At 68.8% G+C, this 21,271-nt stretch carries 14 protein-coding genes, 1 tRNA gene and 1 pseudogene; 4 read left to right on the top strand and 12 right to left on the bottom strand.

All coding sequences use genetic code 11. The features are described from left to right. Nucleotides 1-1,118: pseudogene (locus MTQ10_RS12720) on the top strand (lantibiotic dehydratase C-terminal domain-containing protein); the annotation flags it as partial. Between the two features lie 455 nt (nucleotides 1,119-1,573). Then, nucleotides 1,574-2,389 carry an AfsR/SARP family transcriptional regulator gene (locus tag MTQ10_RS12715; RefSeq protein ID WP_247466299.1) on the top strand — a complete coding sequence of 272 codons (816 nt, stop codon included), beginning with the start codon at nucleotides 1,574-1,576 and terminating at the stop codon, nucleotides 2,387-2,389. 77 nt (nucleotides 2,390-2,466) lie between these two features. Here MTQ10_RS12715 and MTQ10_RS12710 read toward each other — a convergent pair whose 3' ends face one another. The 10 genes from MTQ10_RS12710 to MTQ10_RS12665 all read right to left on the bottom strand — a co-directional run bounded on the left by MTQ10_RS12710 (nucleotide 2,467) and on the right by MTQ10_RS12665 (nucleotide 15,900). Beyond that, complete coding sequence (locus tag MTQ10_RS12710) at nucleotides 2,467-6,366, bottom strand: DNA-directed RNA polymerase subunit beta' (RefSeq protein WP_247466295.1); 3,900 nt, start codon at nucleotides 6,364-6,366, stop codon at nucleotides 2,467-2,469. 101 nt (nucleotides 6,367-6,467) lie between these two features. Continuing rightward, nucleotides 6,468-9,953 carry a DNA-directed RNA polymerase subunit beta gene (gene rpoB / locus MTQ10_RS12705; protein ID WP_247466292.1) on the bottom strand — a complete coding sequence of 1,162 codons (3,486 nt, stop codon included), beginning with the start codon at nucleotides 9,951-9,953 and terminating at the stop codon, nucleotides 6,468-6,470. A 538-nt stretch (nucleotides 9,954-10,491) separates the two neighbouring features. After that, on the bottom strand, nucleotides 10,492-10,881 hold the full coding sequence (gene rplL, locus MTQ10_RS12700; protein WP_247466289.1) for a 50S ribosomal protein L7/L12: 390 nt from the start codon (nucleotides 10,879-10,881) through the stop codon (nucleotides 10,492-10,494). A gap of 117 nt (nucleotides 10,882-10,998) precedes the next feature. Beyond that, nucleotides 10,999-11,529, bottom strand: a complete 531-nt coding sequence (gene rplJ, locus MTQ10_RS12695; protein WP_247466286.1) for a 50S ribosomal protein L10 — start codon at nucleotides 11,527-11,529, stop codon at nucleotides 10,999-11,001. 457 nt (nucleotides 11,530-11,986) lie between these two features. Beyond that, a complete protein-coding gene (locus MTQ10_RS12690; protein WP_247466284.1) occupies nucleotides 11,987-12,883 on the bottom strand; it encodes a hypothetical protein in 897 nt (298 codons plus the stop codon). A 125-nt stretch (nucleotides 12,884-13,008) separates the two neighbouring features. Further along, on the bottom strand, nucleotides 13,009-13,734 hold the full coding sequence (gene rplA / locus MTQ10_RS12685) for a 50S ribosomal protein L1 (RefSeq protein ID WP_247466281.1): 726 nt from the start codon (nucleotides 13,732-13,734) through the stop codon (nucleotides 13,009-13,011). Nucleotides 13,735-13,812: 78 nt separating this feature from the next. Continuing rightward, nucleotides 13,813-14,247: a 50S ribosomal protein L11 gene (rplK, locus tag MTQ10_RS12680; RefSeq protein WP_247466278.1), complete on the bottom strand. Its 435-nt coding sequence runs from the start codon at nucleotides 14,245-14,247 to the stop codon at nucleotides 13,813-13,815. 260 nt (nucleotides 14,248-14,507) lie between these two features. Then, on the bottom strand, nucleotides 14,508-15,350 hold the full coding sequence (gene nusG / locus MTQ10_RS12675) for a transcription termination/antitermination protein NusG (protein WP_247466275.1): 843 nt from the start codon (nucleotides 15,348-15,350) through the stop codon (nucleotides 14,508-14,510). Between the two features lie 80 nt (nucleotides 15,351-15,430). Beyond that, nucleotides 15,431-15,718 carry a preprotein translocase subunit SecE gene (gene secE, locus MTQ10_RS12670; RefSeq protein WP_110629782.1) on the bottom strand — a complete coding sequence of 96 codons (288 nt, stop codon included), beginning with the start codon at nucleotides 15,716-15,718 and terminating at the stop codon, nucleotides 15,431-15,433. A gap of 109 nt (nucleotides 15,719-15,827) precedes the next feature. Beyond that, nucleotides 15,828-15,900 (bottom strand) — tRNA-Trp (locus MTQ10_RS12665). Nucleotides 15,901-16,194: 294 nt separating this feature from the next. On the opposite strand from MTQ10_RS12665, the gene MTQ10_RS12660 reads away from it, so the two are divergent. Both MTQ10_RS12660 and MTQ10_RS12655 read left to right on the top strand, forming a co-directional pair. Then, the gene (locus tag MTQ10_RS12660) at nucleotides 16,195-17,421 is read left to right on the top strand and encodes a pyridoxal phosphate-dependent aminotransferase (RefSeq protein WP_247466270.1); all 1,227 of its coding nucleotides are present in this window, start codon (nucleotides 16,195-16,197) and stop codon (nucleotides 17,419-17,421) included. A 344-nt stretch (nucleotides 17,422-17,765) separates the two neighbouring features. Next, entirely contained in the window at nucleotides 17,766-18,797 is a 1,032-nt protein-coding gene (locus MTQ10_RS12655) for an adenosine deaminase (RefSeq protein WP_247466267.1), read from the top strand. Between the two features lie 12 nt (nucleotides 18,798-18,809). Here the strand turns inward: MTQ10_RS12655 and MTQ10_RS12650 are convergent, their stop codons facing one another. After that, entirely contained in the window at nucleotides 18,810-19,571 is a 762-nt protein-coding gene (locus MTQ10_RS12650) for a DsbA family protein (protein ID WP_247466264.1), read from the bottom strand. A 74-nt stretch (nucleotides 19,572-19,645) separates the two neighbouring features. Continuing rightward, nucleotides 19,646-20,701 (bottom strand): UDP-N-acetylmuramate dehydrogenase, encoded by a 1,056-nt coding sequence (locus MTQ10_RS12645; protein WP_247466262.1) that lies wholly within the window; start codon nucleotides 20,699-20,701, stop codon nucleotides 19,646-19,648. Nucleotides 20,702-21,271: the final 570 nt, after the last annotated feature.

Raw genomic sequence — 21,271 nt, 5'->3', positions numbered from 1 at the left:
ATCTCGCACCAGGCCGCGCCCCCGGCTCCGGCCCTGGCCCCGGCTCCGGCCCCGGGGGCGCGGCCTGGTGCGAGATCGGCCTCGACGCCCCCTCGGAGGCCGTACCCGCACTCCTCGCCGGCGTCGTGCGACCGCTGCTGCGCGAGGCCCCTGTCCCCGGAGCCGAGCCCGCGCCCGGGTTCTTCGTGCGGGGCGTCGGCGCAGCCGTACCCGCGCTGGTCGTGCAGCTGGAGCTGCCCCCGGACGGCGACCGCGCCGCCCGGTACGCCGCACGGGCCCGGGAGCTGGCCGCCGGCCTCGACACGCCCGTGCGGGTCACGGACGGCCCGGCCGCGCTGGTCCCGCTGGCCGGCTCGGTCTTCGACGGCCCCGCACTCGGGCCGGTGACCCGCGGCGTCCTGGCCGCCGTGTCCCCGGCACTGCTCACCGCGACGGAGGCCGCCGAACAGGGCAGGCCCGCCCTGCTGGCCGCAGCCCTCGAACTCATGTCGGCGCATCTGCGTGCCGTCAGCGTCTCCGCCGCTCCCGGACCCCGGCAGTGGGAGGAGCTGCGCGAAGGGGTGCCGCTCGGCTTCCTCAGCTACCGCTCGCACGCCGAGGCGTTCCTCGCCACCAGCCGCGACCCGAAGGCCGCGCAGGACATGATGGACGCCAAGTACGCCCGCGCCGCGGCCACCCTGGAACGCCTGGTCGACGACGTCCTCACCCAGTGCGAGGGCCGCGGCCCGCTGGTGTCCCGGCCCGCCCAGCAGTGGTACGAGGCGACACATGCCGCCAAACCGCGGCTGGCCGAGCTGTTCCGCGCCGGGACGGAACTCGCGCTGCGCACCGAGGAGCCCATGGACGCCGGGCCGGACGGCAAAGGCCTCTCCCGGAGCGCGTTCCACCGCATGGTGGAAGGCTCCGACGGGCTGCGCGACTTCCTCGACCGCGACCCGTCCTTTCTGGCCACACGCCTGCTGACCAGCCTTCTCTACCTCTCCCTCGGCAGCATCGGCATCGCCCTGGCGGAACGCTATTTCCTCTGCTACGCGGTGAGCCGCGCCTGCGAGTCGATCTTCGAAACGGACGCCCTCACCGTTCTCGCCTCCCTGGCCCGGACCTCTCTGACGCGCTGATCCGGCCCGGCGTCATTTTTCAGCCGAATTCCCGCCCGGAAGCAACGCCCGGCAATCCGGGCGGTACCGGGCTCTTCCCCTGCGGCGGGCAGTACTCGCAGAATCACTTTCCGATATAAGGCCCGACCGGATAGCGCCAAGCAGCGACCCGGCGACGCTACGCATGAAGTAGCATCGCGCACACATAGGACATTCACCGCCAGAAACGTTCAAAAAGATCATCGAGAGACCACCGACCGGACCTGCTCCAGCACGGGCTAATGGGGGAACATGAAAGCTCGACGACGCAAACGTGAGGCGTGATCCCAGCAGGGCGCTGCGCGGCGCGGTCATCCCGCGTCGCCGCGGCGCCCTGCCGCGTGTGCCGGTTTCCCCGCGTCGCTTCCACACCACAGGAGATGCGATGTCGTCAGCACGGTCGAACCACTTGTGCACCACCGCAACGGGGGAGTTCGATGGAGATCGATGTCCTGGGACCGCTTGAGGTCTCGCAGAAATCCGCCTCTATAGTCCCGACGGCTTCCAAGCCGCGTACCGTCCTGGCGATGCTCGCCGTCTACACCAACCGGCTGGTGCCACTGTCCGCCCTGATGGGCGAATTATGGGGCCCCGAACCGCCGGCCACCGCGAAGACGGCCGTACAGGGCTACATCCTGCACCTGCGCAAACGTATCGCCGAGTCCGCCGCGGCCCGCCCACCGGGCAGGTTCCCCGAGGCCAAGAACATCCTGGTCACCCTCCCCGGCGGCTATCTGTTGCGCGCACCGGAGACAGCGGTCGTCCTGGAACAGTTCGAGCAGCTCGCCTGCGCCGGACACCGCGCCCGGGAGAAGGGCGACTTCGAGGCCGCGTCCCGCAGCTTCACCCAGGCGCTCGGCCTGTGGCGCGGACGCGCACTCGCCGACGTCGAGGTCGGACCGCAGCTGCGCATCGAGGTGCAGCGGATCGAGGAGGCCCGGCTCAATGTGCTCGACCGCAGGATCGAAGCCGATCTGCGGCTCGGCCGGCACCATGAACTCCTCGGCGAGCTGCGCAGCGTCACCGCCCACCACCCCACCCACGAGGGGTTCTGCGCCCATCTCATGCTGGCGCTGTACCGCTCCGGCCGCCGCTGCGAGGCCCTCGACGCCTACCAGCGGATGCGGACCACCCTCGTGAACGAGCTGGGCCTGGAGCCCTCCCCCGCGCTGCGCCGCCTCCAGCGGTCCCTGCTGGTCTCCGACCGGGAACTGGACGAGCTGAACGTCACCTGGGACGTCGCCACCTTCTGAGACACCGGCGCGTACGGCACGGAACGCCGAAGGGCGGCCACCCCGTGAGGGTGACCGCCCTTCAGTGGACGTACGCCTTACTGGTTGTACGGACCGTAGTCGTAGTCCTCCAGCGGAACGGCCTGGCCCGAGCCGGTGCCGAACGGCGAGTAGTCGATGTCGTCGTAGCCGACGGCCGAGTACATCGCGGCCTTGGCCTCCTCGGTCGGCTCGACCCGGATGTTGCGGTAGCGGGACAGACCCGTACCGGCCGGGATGAGCTTACCGATGATCACGTTCTCCTTGAGGCCGATCAGGGAGTCGGACTTGGCGTTGATCGCCGCGTCCGTGAGGACCCTGGTCGTCTCCTGGAAGGACGCCGCCGACAGCCAGGACTCTGTGGCCAGCGAGGCCTTGGTGATACCCATGAGCTGCGGACGACCGGAGGCCGGGTGACCGCCCTCCTGGACCACACGACGGTTCTCCTGCTCGAACTTCGAGCGCTCGACCAGCTCACCGGGCAGCAGCTCGGCGTCACCGGACTCGATGATCGTCACCCGGCGCAGCATCTGCCGGATGATGATCTCGATGTGCTTGTCGTGGATCGACACACCCTGCGAGTTGTACACCTTCTGGACCTCGCCGACCAGGTGGACCTGGACGGCACGCTGACCCAGGATGCGCAGCACGTCGTGCGGGTTGGTGGCACCCACGGTGAGCTTCTGGCCCACCTCGACGTGCTCGCCCTCGCTGACCAGGAGACGGGCACGCTTGGAGATCGGGTACGACGTCTCGTCGCTGCCGTCGTCCGGCGTGATCACGATCTTCTTGGTCTTCTCGGTCTCCTCGATCCGCACGCGGCCGGAGGCCTCGGAGATCGGGGCGACACCCTTCGGGGTACGGGCCTCGAAGAGCTCGACGACACGCGGCAGACCCTGGGTGATGTCGTCACCGGCCACACCACCGGTGTGGAAGGTACGCATCGTCAGCTGGGTACCGGGCTCACCGATGGACTGGGCGGCGATGATGCCGACCGCCTCACCGATGTCGACCAGCTTGCCGGTGGCGAGCGAACGGCCGTAGCACATCGCGCAGGTACCGACAGCGGACTCGCAGGTCAGGACCGAACGGGTCTTGACCTCCTCGACGCCGCGCTGGACGAGCTCCTCGATGAGGACGTCGCCCAGGTCGGTGCCGGCCGGGGCCAGCACCTGGCCGTCGACCACGATGTCCTCGGCGAGGCAGCGCGCGTACACGGACGTCTCGACGTTGTCCGCCTTGCGCAGCACGCCGTCGGCGCCCCGCTCGGCGATCCGCAGCTTCAGACCGCGGTCGGTGCCGCAGTCCTCCTCGCGGATGATGACGTCCTGCGACACGTCGACCAGACGACGCGTGAGGTAACCCGAGTCGGCGGTACGCAGAGCGGTGTCCGCCAGACCCTTACGGGCACCGTGCGTGGAGATGAAGTACTCCAGCACGGACAGACCCTCACGGAACGAGGCCTTGATGGGCCGCGGGATCGTCTCGTTCTTCGCGTTCGACACCAGACCGCGCATACCGGCAATCTGACGCATCTGCATCATGTTGCCTCGTGCACCCGAGTTCACCATCATGAAGATCGGGTTGGTCTTCGGGAAGTTGTCGTTCATCGCCTCGGCGACCTCGTTGGTCGCCTTGGTCCAGATCGCGATGAGCTCGTGCGTGCGCTCGTCCTTGGTGATCAGACCGCGCTCGTACTGCTTCTGGACCTTCTCGTCCTGAGCCTCGTAACCCTTGACGATCTCCCTCTTCGCCTCGGGCACGACGACGTCCGAGATGGCGACGGTGACACCGGAACGGGTCGCCCAGTAGAAGCCGGCCGCCTTCAGGTTGTCGAGCGTCGCCGCGACGATCACCTTCGGGTAGCGCTCCGCGAGGTCGTTGACGATCTCGGAGAGCTGCTTCTTGCCGACCTCGTAGTCGACGAACGGGTAGTCCTCGGGCAGCAGCTCGTTGAAGAGCGCACGGCCCAGCGTGGTCTTCAGGGTGAAGCTGTCACCCTGCTGCCACTCCGGCTCGCCCTCCTCGCGCACCGGCGGGACCCAGCCGCGCGGCGGGATGGTGCCCACCGGGAAGCGGATGTGGACCTGCGACTGCAACGACAGCTCGCCCGCGTCGAACGCCATGATCGCCTCGGCGACCGAGGCGAAGGCACGGCCCTCGCCCTTGACGTCGCGGCCCTCGGAGTCCGTGGTGAGGAAGAACAGACCGAGGACCATGTCCTGGGTCGGCATCGTCACCGGACGGCCGTCGGCCGGCTTGAGGATGTTGTTCGAGGACAGCATCAGGATGCGGGCCTCGGCCTGCGCCTCCGCGGACAGCGGCAGGTGCACGGCCATCTGGTCACCGTCGAAGTCCGCGTTGAACGCGGTGCACACGAGCGGGTGGATCTGGATGGCCTTGCCCTCGACCAGCTGCGGCTCGAAGGCCTGGATGCCGAGGCGGTGCAGGGTGGGCGCACGGTTCAGCAGCACCGGGTGCTCGGCGATGACCTCTTCGAGGACGTCGTACACCACGGTGCGGCCACGCTCGACCATCCGCTTGGCGCTCTTGATGTTCTGCGCGTGGTTCAGGTCGACCAGGCGCTTCATCACGAACGGCTTGAACAGCTCCAGCGCCATCGCCTTCGGCAGACCGCACTGGTGCAGCTTCAGCTGCGGACCGACGACGATCACGGAACGCGCCGAGTAGTCGACACGCTTGCCGAGCAGGTTCTGACGGAAGCGGCCCTGCTTGCCCTTCAGCATGTCGCTGAGGGACTTCAGCGGACGGTTGCCCGGACCGGTGACCGGCCGGCCACGACGGCCGTTGTCGAACAGCGCGTCCACGGCCTCCTGGAGCATGCGCTTCTCGTTGTTCACGATGATCTCGGGCGCGCCGAGGTCGAGAAGCCGCTTCAGGCGGTTGTTGCGGTTGATGACACGGCGGTACAGGTCGTTCAGGTCGGAGGTCGCGAAGCGGCCACCGTCCAGCTGCACCATCGGACGCAGGTCCGGCGGGATGACCGGAACGCAGTCCAGGACCATGCCCTTGGGGCTGTTGGAGGTCTGCAGGAACGCGGAGACGACCTTCAGCCGCTTCAGGGCGCGGGTCTTCTTCTGGCCCTTGCCGGTACGGATGATCTCGCGGAGCTTCTCCGCCTCCTCCTCCAGGTCGAAGGACTCCAGGCGCTTCTGGAGCGCCGCGGCACCCATCGAACCGTCGAAGTACGTGCCGAAGCGGTCGCGCAGCTCGCGGTAGAGCAGCTCGTCGCCCTCCAGGTCCTGGACCTTGAGGTTCTTGAACCGGTTCCACACCTCGTCGAGGCGGTCGATCTCGCGCTGCGCACGGTCGCGCAGCTGCTTCATCTCACGCTCGGCACCCTCGCGCACCTTGCGGCGCACATCGGCCTTGGCGCCCTCGGCCTCCAGCTCGGCCAGGTCGGCCTCGAGCTTCTTGGCGCGGGCCTCCAGGTCGGCGTCCCGGCGGTTCTCGATCTGCTGACGCTCGACCGAGACATGCGCCTCCAGGGAGGGCAGGTCGCGGGTACGGCGCTCCTCGTCGACGTACGTGATCATGTACGCCGCGAAGTAGATGACCTTCTCCAGGTCCTTCGGGGCGAGGTCGAGCAGGTAGCCCAGCCGCGACGGGACGCCCTTGAAGTACCAGATGTGCGTGACGGGCGCGGCCAGCTCGATGTGGCCCATCCGCTCACGGCGCACCTTGGCGCGGGTGACCTCGACACCGCAGCGCTCACAGATGATGCCCTTGAAGCGGACGCGCTTGTACTTGCCGCAGTAGCACTCCCAGTCCCGGGTCGGACCGAAGATCTTCTCGCAGAAGAGCCCGTCCTTTTCCGGCTTGAGCGTGCGGTAGTTGATGGTCTCCGGCTTCTTGACCTCGCCGTGGCTCCACTGACGGATGTCGTCAGCGGTGGCCAGACCGATCCGGAGCTCGTCGAAGAAGTTGACGTCGAGCACTATGCGTCAATCCCTCTCAGGGTTGTAAGGCTTGGGGTCTGAAACGGGGGTCCTGGGGCCGGCCGGGGGCTCATGTCGCGAGCCCCCGGGCCGGACTCCCGTCAGACCTCTTCGACGCTGCTCGGCTCGCGCCGGGACAGGTCGATACCGAGCTCCTCCGCAGCGCGGAAGACGTCCTCGTCGGTGTCGCGCATCTCGATGGACATACCGTCGCTGGACAGCACCTCCACGTTCAGGCAGAGCGACTGCATTTCCTTGATGAGCACCTTGAAGGACTCGGGAATGCCGGGTTCGGGGATGTTCTCGCCCTTGACGATGGCCTCGTAGACCTTCACGCGGCCGGTGACGTCGTCGGACTTGATGGTCAGCAGCTCCTGGAGGGCGTAGGCGGCGCCGTACGCCTCCAGCGCCCACACCTCCATCTCACCGAAGCGCTGGCCACCGAACTGGGCCTTACCACCCAGCGGCTGCTGGGTGATCATCGAGTACGGGCCGGTCGACCGGGCGTGCAGCTTGTCGTCGACCAGGTGGTGCAGCTTCAGGATGTACATGTAGCCGACCGAGATCGGGTCCGGGAACGGCTCACCGCTGCGGCCGTCGAACAGCCGCGCCTTGCCGGACGGGAGCACCATGCGCTCGCCGTCGCGGTTCGGGATGGTGTGCTGAAGCAGACCCGCGAGCTCGTCCTCACGCGCACCGTCGAAGACCGGGGTGGCGACGTTGGTGCCGGGCTCGACCTTGTCGGCGCCGATCGCCTGGAGGCGCTGCGCCCACTCGTCGGCGAGGCCGGAGACGTCCCAGCCGCGGCTGGCGAGCCAGCCGAGGTGGATCTCCAGGACCTGTCCCGGGTTCATTCGGGACGGCACACCCAGCGGGTTGAGGATGATGTCGACCGGGGTGCCGTCCTCCAGGAACGGCATGTCCTCGATCGGCAGGATCTTGGAGATGACACCCTTGTTGCCGTGCCGGCCGGCGAGCTTGTCACCGTCGGTGATCTTGCGCTTCTGCGCGACGTAGACGCGGACCAGCTGGTTCACGCCGGGCGGCAGCTCGTCGCCCTCCTCGCGGTCGAAGACGCGCACACCGATGACCTTGCCGGTCTCGCCGTGCGGCACCTTCAGCGAGGTGTCACGGACCTCACGGGCCTTCTCACCGAAGATCGCGCGCAGCAGGCGCTCCTCCGGCGTCAGCTCGGTCTCACCCTTCGGGGTGACCTTGCCGACGAGGATGTCACCGGCGATGACCTCGGCGCCGATGCGGATGATGCCGCGCTCGTCGAGGTCGGCGAGGACCTCTTCGGAGACGTTCGGGATGTCCCGGGTGATCTCCTCGGGGCCGAGCTTGGTGTCACGGGCGTCGACCTCGTGCTCCTCGATGTGGATCGAGGAGAGGACGTCGTCCTGCACGAGGCGCTGCGACAGGATGATCGCGTCCTCGTAGTTGTGGCCTTCCCACGGCATGAACGCCACGAGCAGGTTCTTGCCGAGGGCCATCTCGCCGTTCTGGGTGGCCGGGCCGTCGGCGAGGACCTGGCCCTCGACGACACGGTCGCCCTCGTTCACGATGACCTTCTGGTTGACCGAGGTGCCCTGGTTGGAGCGGGCGAACTTGGCCAGGCGGTACGTGATGTACGTGCCGTCGTCGTTGGCGGTGGTGATGTAGTCCGCGGAGACCTCCTGGACCACACCGGCCTTCTCGGCCTTGACGACGTCGCCGGCGTCGACGGCGGAGCGGTACTCCATGCCGGTGCCGACGAGCGGGGCCTCCGACTTAATCAGCGGGACGGCCTGGCGCATCATGTTCGCGCCCATGAGGGCACGGTTGGCGTCGTCGTGCTCCAGGAAGGGGATCATGGCGGTCGCGACCGACACCATCTGGCGCGGCGAGACGTCCATGTAGTCCACGTCCTCGGGGGCGACGTAGTCGACCTCGCCGCCACGGCGGCGGACCAGGACACGGGACTCCTCGAACCGCATGTCGGCGGTGAGGGGCGCGTTGGCCTGCGCGATGACGAAGCGGTCCTCCTCGTCGGCGGTCAGGTAGTTCACCTCGTCGGTGACCTGGCCGTCGACGACCTTGCGGTACGGCGTCTCGACGAAACCGAACGCGTTGACACGCCCGTAGGTGGCGAGCGAGCCGATCAGACCGATGTTCGGGCCTTCGGGCGTCTCGATCGGGCACATACGGCCGTAGTGCGACGGGTGGACGTCACGGACCTCGAAGCCGGCCCGCTCACGGGAGAGACCACCCGGGCCGAGCGCGGACAGACGACGCTTGTGCGTCAGCCCGGACAGCGGGTTGTTCTGGTCCATGAACTGGGACAGCTGGCTGGTGCCGAAGAACTCCTTGATGGAGGCGACGACCGGCCGAATGTTGATCAGGGTCTGCGGCGTGATCGCCTCGACGTCCTGGGTGGTCATCCGCTCGCGGACGACGCGCTCCATACGGGCCAGACCCGTGCGGACCTGGTTCTGGATGAGCTCGCCGACGCTGCGCAGGCGGCGGTTGCCGAAGTGGTCGATGTCGTCGGTCTCGACGACGACCGGCTGGCCGTTGTCGCCGACGGTCTCGGTCTCACCGGCGTGCAGCTTCACCAGGTACTTGATCGTCGCGATGATGTCCTCGACGGTCAGGATCCCGGCGTCCAGCGGGGTGTCCGTGCCCAGCTTCTTGTTGACCTTGTAGCGGCCGACCTTGGCCAGGTCGTAGCGCTTGGGGTTGAAGTAGAGGTTGTCGAGCAGCGTCTGCGCGGCCTCGCGCGTGGGGGGCTCGCCCGGGCGCAGCTTGCGGTAGATGTCGAGCAGCGCGTCGTCCTGACCCTGGGTGTGGTCCTTCTCCAGGGTGGCGCGCATGGACTCGTACTCGCCGAACTCCTCGAGGATCTGCTCGGTCGTCCAGCCGAGCGCCTTGAGGAGGACGGTCACGGACTGCTTGCGCTTGCGGTCGATGCGGACACCGACCATGTCGCGCTTGTCGATCTCCATCTCCAGCCAGGCACCCCGGGAGGGGATGATCTTGGCGGAGTAGATGTCCTTGTCGGACGTCTTGTCGATGCTGGAGTCGAAGTAGACACCGGGGGAACGGACCAGCTGCGACACCACGACACGCTCGGTGCCGTTGATGACGAAGGTGCCCTTGTTCGTCATGAGCGGGAAGTCGCCCATGAAGACGGTCTGGGACTTGATCTCGCCGGTCTCGTTGTTGGTGAACTCGGCCGTGACGAAGAGCGGCGCGGCGTAGGTGAAGTCGCGCTCCTTGCACTCGTCGATGGAGTTCTTCGGCGGCTCGAAGCGGTGGTCGCGGAAGGTCAGCGACATCGACCCGGAGAAGTCCTCGATCGGGGAGATCTCCTCGAAGATCTCTTCGAGGCCGGACTTGGTGGGGACGTCCTGACCGTTCTCGAGAGCCTCCTCGACCCGACTCTGCCAGGCGGTGTTGCCGAGCAGCCAGTCAAAGCTCTCGGTCTGCAGCGCGAGCAGGTTCGGAACCTCGAGAGGCTCCTTGATCTTTGCAAAGGAGATGCGCAGCGGGGCGGTGCTGGCGCCGTTGTTCGTATTCGCGGTCGAGGCAGTGCGCGAGGCGGCCAAGAGGGGGTCCTTCCGAGGGCTCGGACTCACTACGCGCGTACCGGCCCCTCCCCCGTACACAGAGACAGCGATCCCAGGTCGGAGATCTTCTGTCGGTCAGTGCTCGAGTGAGGGCAGACCCCTGGTGACGGGCAGGGGACAGCTAACAGGCAGCGCAAAGGGTCAGTGTAGCCACAAGGCACACTGATGTCCAGTCCCGCATTTTCGGAGACTCCACTGTTCTCAACGCCTGCGGCATGCCTGCCCTCAACGCACGTTGATACTGCCCTCTTCGTCGTCGATCCATGCCTCGGATTCGGATCCTTGTGACGACGCGTCCTGAGAATTGCGCGCTGCGTGCGGTTCGTCAAGGGCTCCCCTGCCGGAACCTGAGCGGCCGGGACACGACGAAGATCACCTTACCCCCCGCGAACACAGGTGCAAGGCAGCCCGGGCCGTCCCCCGGGGAACGCCGAAGGGCGACCACCCGGATGGATGATCGCCCTTCGGTGCGTCCGCGTTACAGCCCCTGGGGGGCCTTCACACGGCCGCGTAGGTCTTACTTGACCTCGACGGAGGCGCCGGCGCCCTTGAGGGCCTCGGCGGCCTTGTCGGCCTGCTCCTTGTTGACCTTCTCGAGGACCGGCTTCGGGGTGCCGTCGACGAGGTCCTTGGCCTCCTTCAGGCCCAGGGAGGTCAGCTCACGCACGACCTTGATGACCTGGATCTTCTTGTCGCCGGCGCCGGTGAGGATGACGTCGAACTCGTCCTTCTCCTCCTCGGCAGCGGCCTCGGCGCCACCGGCGGCACCGCCGGCGACGACGACCGGCGCGGCAGCGGCGGCGGTGACGTCGAACTTGGCCTCGAACGCCTTCACGAACTCGGAGAGCTCGATGAGGGTCATCTCCTCGAACTGCGCGAGCAGCTCGTCCTGGGTCAGCTTCGCCATGATGGCGGTCCTTCCACTCAATTCGGCAGGTGCCGGATGTACTGGGTAAGGCGGGCGTACGTCGGGCCCGCTAGGACCCTCGCCGGTCGGTCGGCGCGGGTCGGGAAGCGAGCCGAATTACTCGGCACCGCCCTGCTCGGCCTGCTTGGCGCGCAGCGCGTCCACGGTGCGGACGAGCTTCGACGGCAGCGCCTGGAAGACGGAGGCAGCCTGGGACTGCTTCGCCTTGAAGGCACCGGCCAGCTTGCTGAGCAGAACCTCACGGGACTCGAGGTCCGCGAGCTTCTTGATCTCGTCGGCGGACAGCGCCTTGCCGTCAAGGACACCGCCCTTGATGACGAGATTCGGGTTTTCCTTGGCGAAGTCACGGAGACCCTTCGCCGACTCCACCGGGTCACCGGTGACGAAGGCGACAGCCGTCGGACCGTTGAACAGGTCGTCCAGCGTCGTGATCCCGGCCTCGTTGGCCGCAATCTTGGTCAGCGTGTTCTTCACCACGGCGTACTGGGCGTTCTCACCGAGTGCGAGACGCAGCTTCCTGGTCTCCGCGACGGTGAGACCGCGGTACTCGGTCAGCACGGCAGCAGTCGAGTTGCGGAACTTGTCCGTCAGCTCGGCAACCGCGGCAGCCTTGTCGGGCCTCGCCATAGAGCCTCGGCCTCCTTCCGGGTGATTCGGACCGCGCGGACCCGAAGGAGGACTGGGAAAAACGAAACGCCCCGGCGCAGGCGCACGGGGCGGACTCCACCGGCGTCACACATGCGTCAGCACATGCGATTCCGGGAGTTCTTCCACTGTCACCTGCGCGGGCCGTCCGCATTGAACAGCGGATCCTTCGGCCACCGTCCCCGTAAGGGCACGGCAACGACCAGCGGTCTTTGGCTTCTCCAGGAGGGTACGGGACGGACTCGCCGTCAAGCAAATCCGTCCCCGTGGACGCCGGGCACCCCGGTCGGTAGGCGGCCTGGTGGCCGGAAGTCGTGCCGCCGGCTCATGCCCGCAGGGCCGGAGCCCTGTGCCACAGCCGACGAGACCCGCAGACCACGCGCCACCGCCCCCTGCCCGCGGGACCGGGAATCCGGGCCGGCGGCCCCTGCCCGCAGGGTCAGGAACCCGTGGCGCCCATCAGCGTCGCGAAGTCCTCGGTGTCCCCGTCCGGCGGTCGCTGTACGGCGACCCGCACGCCGTAGGTGTCGTAGTACGCCGTCTGCGTCAGCGCGCCGGACGCCATCTCGGCCTTCTCCACCTTCTTCACCAGCAGGTTCCGGTCGTCCACCCAGATGTCGACGCGTTCCGCCGCGACCCCGGCGTCGCTGAGCTGCCGGCGCAGGCCCGCGTCGGGGAGCGCGGCCACGTCGACGGTTGCGGTGTAGTGCCGGGCGGCGCGGCCCCGTACCGTCTCCCGGCCGGTCTCCCGTGCCGTGCCGGAGGCCAGCAGCAGCCGTACCGGCAGCAGAGGGGCGGTGTTGCTCAGCTGGTCGCGGAGGTGGGTGCCGGCGTCGCCGGGCAGGCCGGCGAGGTCGTCGAAGTCGTAGCGGATCCAGTGCCGGCCGCCCATCCGCCGGGCGAAGTCCTCGCCGACGCGGGCGTAGTAGGCGTCGGGCAGCAGGCGGGCGTCCATGCTGGTGGTGCCGAGCTTGCGCAGCGGCTCGGTGAGGCTGCCGCCGGTGTAGGTGATGCGCAGGGTGCCGGTGGAGGAGCCGGACCAGGCGAGGGCGCCCTCGGCACGGGTGGAGAGCAGGTCGCCCATGGCGGTGGTGGAGTCGATCCGCGCGGAGCCCGCCGCGGCGACGGCCCGCTCCACGGCCCGCAGCGCCTGAGTGGTGCGGGCGTCCGTGCTGGGCGCGGTGCTCGTGGTTCCGTCGGGGCGCGGGCGGGACTCGGGCTTGCCGCACGCCGCGAGCCCGGCCGTCGCCGTGAGCGCCGTCAGGGCCGCGACGGCAGTCAGCAGGGCCCGCGTCGCTGCGGGCCGCCGCGGGCGGGTGGTGCCCGTGTGCCTCATCTGTCTCCCCCCTCGGGGTCCCCGTGATCGCCACGCTAACCCGAGCAGGGCCGGGGCGGATACGGGAACGGGCCCCGCACCTGGGAAGGTGCGGGGCCCGTGACCGACTCGGTGAGCCGTCAGGCTCAGACCGCGGCCGGGTCCTCCTCGACGAGAAGGTTGCGGGTGCGGTTCGGGTCGACCGGGATGCCGGGGCCCATCGTGGTGGTGATGGCGGCCTTCTTGATGTAACGGCCCTTGGCGGCGGACGGCTTCAGACGGAGGATCTCCTCCAGCGCGGCGCCGTAGTTCTCCACCAGCTTGGCGTCGTCGAAGGACGCCTTGCCGATGATGAAGTGCAGGTTCGCGTGCTTGTCGACACGGAACTCGATCTTGCCGCCCTTGATGTCGGTGACGGCCTTGGCGACGTCGGGGGTGACGGTGCCGGTCTTCGGGTTCGGCATCAGACCACGCGGACCGAGGACACGGCCGAGGCGGCCGACCTTGCCCATGAGGTCCGGGGTGGCGACGACGGCGTCGAAGTCCAGGCGGCCCTTGGAGACCTCGTCGATCAGCTCGTCGGCGCCGACGATGTCGGCGCCCGCGGCACGTGCGGCCTCGGCACGGTCACCGGTCGCGAAGACCAGGACCCGGGCGGTCTTACCGGTGCCGTGCGGAAGGTTCACGGTGCCACGGACCATCTGGTCGGCCTTGCGCGGGTCGACACCCAGACGGAAGGCGACCTCGACGGTGGCGTCGAACTTGGTCGTGGAGGTCTCCTTGGCGAGACGGACGGCCTCGAGCGGGGCGTACAGCTTCTCCCGGTCGACCTTGGCGTCCGCAGCCTTGAGAGCCTTGCTGCGCTTGCTCACGTGATGCTCCTGTGTTGGCTAGGAGTCGTGGTGCGGGCCGAGCAGGCCCTCCCACGCTGTTCTGCAGGGGGGTTGAGGTCAGCCCTCGATGGTGACGCCCATGGACCGGGCGGTACCCGCGATGATCTTCTCCGCGGCGTCCAGGTCGTTGGCGTTGAGGTCGGGCATCTTGGTCTGGGCGATCTCGCGGACCTGAGCCTGCGTGATCTTGCCGACCTTGGACTTGTGGGGCTCGCCGGAGCCCTTGTCCACGCCCGCGGCCTTGAGGATCATCTTCGCGGCCGGCGGCGTCTTCGTGATGAAGGTGAAGGAGCGGTCCTCGTAGACCGTGATCTCCACCGGGATGACCCAACCGCGCTGCGACTCGGTCGCGGCGTTGTAGGCCTTGCAGAACTCCATGATGTTGACGCCGTGCTGACCCAGCGCGGGGCCGACCGGCGGGGCCGGGTTGGCGGCACCGGCCTGGATCTGGAGCTTGATGAGCCCCGTGACCTTCTTCTTCTTGGGAGGCATGGCTCTCCGGGTCCTTTCGATTCGGGTCCATGCCCGCTCCGGGAACCACCCGGGCGCAGGCATACCGCACAACGATAACGGGTATAGATGCGCGGCCAAAAACCGAGCAGGTCAGGCAACGCGTGAGCGTCCGCCTGACCTGTTCGGAAGCAGTGGGTCCAGCAGGCCGTCCGGTCCGGTCCGGCCCGGCCCTTCCGGATCCGACTCTCGCGGATCCGGCTCGCCCGGACCTGACCCTTCCGGGTCCGGCTCTGTTGGATCTAGTTCTTCTGGATCTGGTCGAAGGACAGCTCGACCGGCGTCTCACGACCGAAGATCTCCACCAGACCCTTGACCTTCTTGGAGTCGGGGTTGATCTCGTTGATGGTCGCCTGGAGCGTGGCGAACGGGCCGTCGGTGACGGTGACCGAGTCGCCGACCTCGAAGTCCAGCACCTGGACCTCGACCTTGCGCTGCGGAGCCGGCTTGCCCTCGGCCTCGGCGGCCTCGCGGGCGGCCTTCTCCTCGGCCTCCGGGGCGAGCATCTTGACGATCTCGTCCAGGGTCAGCGGGTACGGGTCGTAGGCGTTGCCCACGAAGCCGGTGACGCCCGGCGTGTTGCGGACGACACCCCAGGACTCGTTGGTCAGGTCCATACGGACCAGGACGTAACCCGGCAGCTTGTTCTGCTTGATCGTCTTGCGGTCGCCGTTCTTGATCTGGACGACCTCTTCCTGCGGCACCTCGGCCTGGAAGATGTAGTCCTCGACGTTCAGCGAGACGGCGCGCTGCTCCAGGTTGGTCTTCACGCGGTTCTCGTAACCGGCGTACGTGTGGATGACGTACCACTCGCCGGGGAGGGAGCGCAGCTCCTCGCGGAGGGCCTCGACGGGGTCGACCGGCGCGGCCTCCTCCTCGGCCTCCGCAGCGTCGTCCGCCTCTTCGCCCGACTCGGCGTCATCGGCGTCCTCGACGTGGACGGCGGCCTCCTCGGCCGGCTCGCCCGCCTCGGCGTCGGCAGCCTCGACCTCGTCCAGGTCCTCGTCCGCGCCCTCGACGATGTCGAGCTCGTCGTCCACCGACTCTTCCGGCTCGATGGCGTCGTTCAGGTTCTGGTCAGACACGGTGGCTGCTTCTTCCTGGATACATAGGGGTGGAACACGCGAAACGGGCGCCGGATACCTCGGCGCCCTTCGCTCACGACTCAGCCGAAGACGTACTTGGCGGCGTGGCTGAGTCCATAGTCAATCACGGTCACCAGGGCGATCATGACGATGACGAAGAAGATCACCACGGTGGTGTACGACGTCAGCTGGTTGCGGGTCGGCCAGACCACCTTGCGGAGCTCCGCGATGATCTGCCGGTAGAAGAGGGCAAGCCGCTTCAGCGGACCCTTCTTGGCCCGCTTGCCGCCCTTGCGGGTCTTCTTCCTGGTCTCCGCCGCCTCGTCCTGGGCGTCAGGCGTGTCGATGGAGCCCACGGCGTCCGCCATTCGTCCTCACCTGATCCCGGGGTCGTGGCCGTGCCGCGCCCGGTCTGAGCCGCACGGCGGTGCATTGCTGTACGTACATGCGCACACATCCTGGCGAAGGTGTGTGTAGCAGGGCCGGAGGGACTTGAACCCCCAACCGCCGGTTTTGGAGACCGGTGCTCTACCAATTGAGCTACGACCCTTTGTGTGTCCCCCAACGTACCGCATCCGGTCGGGTGCTGGGTGTGCACCTGTCCGGAACCGCCGTGCGGTGCGGCTGCTGAAGGCCAACGAGGTGAGAGTGTACGTGGTCCCGGGCGCCTCGTCGAACAGAAAGTGCCCGTCGGGGCCGTGGGAGCGGCAGTTCGGCGTGAAACCGGCGGAAGATCACCAGGCCGTGCGCCGGATCCGGACGCCAGTTCTGCCGGGCACCCTGTCCTGTTCAGTCTGTGAAACCCGCATGCCGGGCCGGTTACGCGTCTGAAACCATGGGCGGTATGAGCGCTGCAACCCCTCCCACCGAGCGCCGGGTCTCCGCCCGCATCGGCGCGATCTCCGAGTCCGCCACCCTCGCCGTGGACGCCAAGGCCAAGGCCCTGAAGGCCGCCGGGCGCCCGGTGATCGGCTTCGGCGCGGGTGAGCCCGACTTCCCGACCCCGGACTACATCGTCGAGGCGGCCGTCGAGGCCTGCAAGAACCCCAAGTACCACCGCTACACGCCGGCCGGCGGTCTGCCCGAGCTGAAGGCCGCGATCGTCGAGAAGACGAAGCGGGACTCCGGCTACGAGGTGGAGGCCTCCCAGGTCCTCGTCACCAACGGCGGCAAGCAGGCCATCTACGAGGCCTTCGCCGCGATCCTCGACCCGGGCGACGAGGTCATCGTCCCCGCCCCCTACTGGACGACGTACCCCGAGTCGATCCGCCTCGCCGGCGGTGTCCCGGTGGAGGTCGTCGCCGACGAGACCACCGGCTACCGCGTCTCGGTCGAGCAGCTGGAGGCGGCGCGCACGGAGAACACGAAGGTCCTCCTCTTCGTCTCCCCGTCCAACCCGACCGGCGCCGTCTACACCCGCGAGCAGATCGAGGAGATCGGCCGCTGGGCCGCCGAGAAGGGCCTGTGGGTCCTCACCGACGAGATCTACGAGCACCTCGTCTACGGCGACGCCGAGTTCCACTCCCTGCCCGTCGTCGTGCCCGAGCTGGCCGACAAGTGCATCGTCGTCAACGGTGTCGCCAAGACGTACGCCATGACCGGCTGGCGCGTGGGCTGGGTCATCGGCCCGAAGGACGTCGTGAAGGCCGCGACCAACCTCCAGTCGCACGCCACGTCCAACGTCTCCAATGTCGCCCAGGCCGCCGCCATCGCCGCCGTCTCCGGCGACCTGTCGGCCGTGGAGAAGATGAAGGAGGCCTTCGACCGGCGCCGCAAGACCATCGTCCGGATGCTCAACGAGATCGACGGCGTGGTCTGCCCCGAGCCCGAGGGCGCCTTCTACGCCTACCCGTCGGTCAAGGGCCTGATCGGCAAGGAGATCCGCGGCAAGCGCCCGCAGAACACCGTCGAGCTGGCCGCCCTGATCCTGGAGGAGGCCGAGGTCGCGGTCGTCCCGGGCGAGGCGTTCGGCACGCCGGGCTACCTGCGCCTTTCGTACGCGCTGGGCGACGAGGACCTCGTCGAGGGCGTGTCCCGCGTGCAGAAGCTGCTTGCGGAGGCGCGGGACTGAGGTTTCCGGGCCCGGCCCGGGCCCGGCTGCCGGGTACGGTGTCGGGCTCGGCTTTGGGCTCGCGCGACGCGGTGGGGGCACCTCCGGTCTTCCGGGGGTGCCCTTCGTGTGTGCGGGAGGGCTCGGGTCCCGGGCGGCCGGGAGGACTCGGGTCCACGTACCGGGGAGGGCTCGGGACCGCGTGCCCAGGACGAACCGGGTCCACGTATCCGGGCCGACTCAGGGTCGGAGGGCCTCGGTTCACCCGCTCCCCCGGCCCGCTCGTTCGTTCCGGCAAGACCTCGATCGGGGGCGTTCACCGAATCGGCTACCGGTACGGCCGGGCCATACGGCAGGATCTGGGAATGGAGCGTGTACGTGATCTCTCTGAGCTGCCGAAGGCCCATCTCCACCTGCACTTCACCGGCTCGATGCGGCCGGCGACCGTCCTGGAGCTCGCCGACAAGTACGGCGTCCGCCTGCCCGAGACCCTGACGGACGCCCTCGTCAGCGGGGAGCCGCCGCAGCTCCGCGCCACCGACGAACGCGGCTGGTTCCGCTTCCAGCGGCTGTACGACGCCGCCCGCTCCTGCCTGCGCTCCGCCGAGGACATCCAGCGCCTCGTCCGCGAGGCCGCGCAGGAGGACCTCGCCGACGGCTCCGGGTGGCTGGAGATCCAGGTGGACCCCACCTCGTACGCGCCCCGGCTCGGCGGCCTGATCCCCGCGCTGGAGATCATCCTCGACGCCGTCGAGACCACGTCCCGCGAGACGGGCCTCGGCATGCGTGTCCTCGTCGCCGCGAACCGGATGAAGCATCCCCTGGACGCCCGCACCCTCGCCCGGCTCGCCGTCCGCTACGCCGACCGCGGCGTCGTCGGCTTCGGCCTGTCCAACGACGAGCGCCGCGGTCTCGCCAGGGACTTCGACCGTGCCTTCCACATCGCACGCGAGGGCGGTCTGCTGTCGGCGCCGCACGGCGGTGAGCTGACCGGCCCCGCGTCCGTGCGGGACTGCCTGGACGACCTGCACGCGTCCCGTATCGGGCACGGCGTGCGGGCCGCCGAGGACCCGGCGCTGCTACGGCGGCTCGCCGAACGCCGGATCACCTGCGAGGTGTGCCCCGCGTCCAACGTGGCCCTCGGCGTGTACGACAAGCCCGAGGACGTACCGCTGCGGACCCTGTACGAGGCGGGCGTGCCGATGGCGCTGGGGGCCGACGACCCGCTGCTGTTCGGCTCCCGGCTGACGGCGCAGTACGAGATCGCCCGGCGGCACCACGGTTTCACCGACGAGGAACTCGCCGAACTGGCCCGGCAGTCGGTGCGGGGGTCGGCCGCGCCGCAGGAGGTCAAGGCGAAGCTGCTGGCGGGAGTGGACGCCTGGCTGGCGGGGTGAGGGCGCGGAGGCTCACGCCGACATGAGGGTGATGAGGAGCGGCAGCGAGGCGGGATCGAACATCATGTCGCTCATCGCGCTCCCGACGAGCTTGCCGTTCACCTTCATCGAGGGGGTGCCCTGCGCTCCGGACGTCTCGAAGGCCTTCTCGGAGGCCGTCACGAACGCGCGGTGCTTCATGCCCTTCACCGCCGCGTCGAACGCCGGGCCGCGCAGGCCCTCCACCTTCGATGCCGTCTCCAGCAGGTAGGCGTCCGTGAAACCGTCGACGGACTCTTCGGGCTGGTTGCGGTAGAGCAGCTCGTGGTACTCGACGAACTTGCCCTGGTCCACGGCCGCCCGCAGCGCGTTGGCCGCCTTCACGGAGCCCTGACCGCCGAGCCGGTCGTCGAGGAACGAGGCGAGCGTGTACTCGACCCTGACCTTGCCGGTCATGACCATCGTGCGGAGGGACTCACCGCTGCCCTGCGTCTCGAAGTCCTTGCAGACCGGGCAGCGCAGATCCTCGTAGAGGTGGACGACCGTGTGCGCCTGCGGGGAGCCAACACGGATGGTCGTACCGTCCGGGGCGATCGACTCGGGGATGGCGGAGACGGTGGTGTACGAGCCGGAGGCCGGCTTGTCGTCCGTGCCCTTGCCGTCGGTCTTCCCTTCGCTTCGGTCGCCGCAGCCGGTGGCAGAGGCCACGAGCAGGGCGAACAGGGCCGTGGCGGTCGCGGCCCGGCGGCGGGTTGCGGTGCGTGTGGCGGCGGTGCGGTCTGCCGTGTGCGGCACGAGTGTGTGTCCCCTCTCCTGCGCTGGACGATCAGCGCCCGAGGGAGGTTACAGGCGGGCGGGCCGCCCGATGATCACAGGGTGACGCCGACCGTCACCGGCTCGTTGACGAGCGTGATCCCGAACGCGTCCCGTACCCCGGCGACGACCTCACGTGCGAGGGCGAGCAGATCCTCGGTGGTCGCCGAGCCGCGGTTCGTCAGGGCGAGGGTGTGCTTGCTGGAGATCCGTGCGGGCCCGCTTCCGTACCCCTTGCCGAACCCGGCCTTGTCGATCAGCCAGGCGGCGGAGGTCTTGGTGTGGCCGGGGCCGGCCGGGTAGGCGGGCGGCTCGACGTCGTCGCCGAGGCGGGCGCGCACGCGCGCGCGGAACGCGTCGAACTGCTCGTCGGTGAGGATCGGGTTGGTGAAGAAGGACCCGGCCGACCACGTGTCGTGGTCCTCGGCGTCCAGCACCATGCCCTTCCCGGCACGCAGCTTCAGCACTGTCTCGCGGGCCTCGGCGAGGGGCACCCGGTCGCCGGGCTCGACGCCGAGCGCGCGGGCGGTCTCGGCGTACTTGATGGGTGCGGACAGCCCTCCGGCGTCCTCCAGCTCGAACCGGACGCGCAGCACGACGTACCGGTCGGGATCGGCCTTGAAACGGCTGTGGCGGTACGAGAACGCGCAGTCGGCGTTGGACAGCGTGACCGTCCTGTGCTCGCGGCGGTCGTAGGCGATGACCTCGGAGATGGTCGAGGCGACTTCCTGGCCGTAGGCGCCGACGTTCTGGATCGGCGTGGCCCCGGCCGAGCCAGGGATGCCGGCCAGGCACTCGATACCGGCGAGACCGGCCTCGACGGTGCGGGCGACCGCGTCCGTCCACACCTCGCCTGCGGCCAGCTCCAGCGTCGTGCCGATGAGCTCGAAGCCGGTGGTGGCGATACGCAGCGCGGTACCGGCGAAGCCCTTGTCGCCGATGACCAGGTTCGATCCGCCGCCGATGACGAGCAGCGGCGTGCCGGCCGCGTCGGCCTCGCGGACGGCGTCGATGACGTCGGCGTCCGTGGCCGCGGTGACCAGGCGGTCCGCGGGACCGCCAAGGCGGAACGTGGTCAGCGGGGCGAGGGGAACATCGTGGAGTACCTGCACGGGGTTCAGCCTACGAGAGGGGGTGCGCCGGTATGCCCACCTGGGCCGGTGAGAGGCTTCGCGCAGTTCCCCGCGCCCCCTTTGCCACCGGCGTGCCGGTGACGCCGCTTGTGCGCAGCTCCCCGCGTCCCTTGTTTGTGCCTGGGGCATCGTTTTCACCAGGCGCCCGGTGGAGGGCGTTCGCGCAGTTCCCCGCGCCCCCTTTGCCACCGGGGTGCCGGTGACGCCGCTTGTGCGCAGTTCCCCGCGTCCCTTTTGGGGTGCGTGCGGTTTCGTTGTTCACCGCGGGCCGGTGGGGGCTGGTCGCGCAGTTCCCCGCGCCCCTTTCGTTTGGCGGGGGCCCTCGTTTCCACCTGCGGGCCGGTGGGGGGCTTTCGCGCAGTTCCCCGCGCCCCTGATGCCTGCGGCGGCCCGTTTCGGTGGGTGGGTGGCTGGTGTAGCGCCACCTGTCCGGTGGTGGGGTCGGGGGCGCGCCGGGGGGTGTCCGTCCTCGGTGCGACGCTCTGTCTCGTAAATCCTGTCTCTTATTACCATCTCCGAGCCCACGAGACTACGCTGCATTTCGTATGC

It is taken from the genome of Streptomyces sp. XM83C (genome assembly GCF_023072675.1).
In the GTDB taxonomy this organism is placed as follows: Bacteria; Actinomycetota; Actinomycetes; order Streptomycetales; family Streptomycetaceae; genus Streptomyces; species Streptomyces thermocoprophilus.
The sequence above is the reverse complement of the archived record's forward strand: the minus strand, read 5'-3'. Positions and strand labels throughout refer to the sequence as shown.

Bases quoted from the DNA above. Each gene is read 5' to 3' on its own strand.
- secE (WP_110629782.1), bottom strand. From the start codon at position 15,718: ATGGCGGACGCCGTGGGCTCCATCGACACGCCTGACGCCCAGGACGAG.
- MTQ10_RS12660 (WP_247466270.1), top strand. From the start codon at position 16,195: ATGAGCGCTGCAACCCCTCCCACCGAGCGCCGGGTCTCCGCCCGCATC.
- rplK (WP_247466278.1), bottom strand. From the start codon at position 14,247: ATGCCTCCCAAGAAGAAGAAGGTCACGGGGCTCATCAAGCTCCAGATC.
- rplJ (WP_247466286.1), bottom strand. From the start codon at position 11,529: ATGGCGAGGCCCGACAAGGCTGCCGCGGTTGCCGAGCTGACGGACAAG.
- MTQ10_RS12715 (WP_247466299.1), top strand. From the start codon at position 1,574: ATGGAGATCGATGTCCTGGGACCGCTTGAGGTCTCGCAGAAATCCGCC.
- MTQ10_RS12655 (WP_247466267.1), top strand. From the start codon at position 17,766: ATGGAGCGTGTACGTGATCTCTCTGAGCTGCCGAAGGCCCATCTCCAC.
- rplL (WP_247466289.1), bottom strand. From the start codon at position 10,881: ATGGCGAAGCTGACCCAGGACGAGCTGCTCGCGCAGTTCGAGGAGATG.
- MTQ10_RS12690 (WP_247466284.1), bottom strand. From the start codon at position 12,883: ATGAGGCACACGGGCACCACCCGCCCGCGGCGGCCCGCAGCGACGCGG.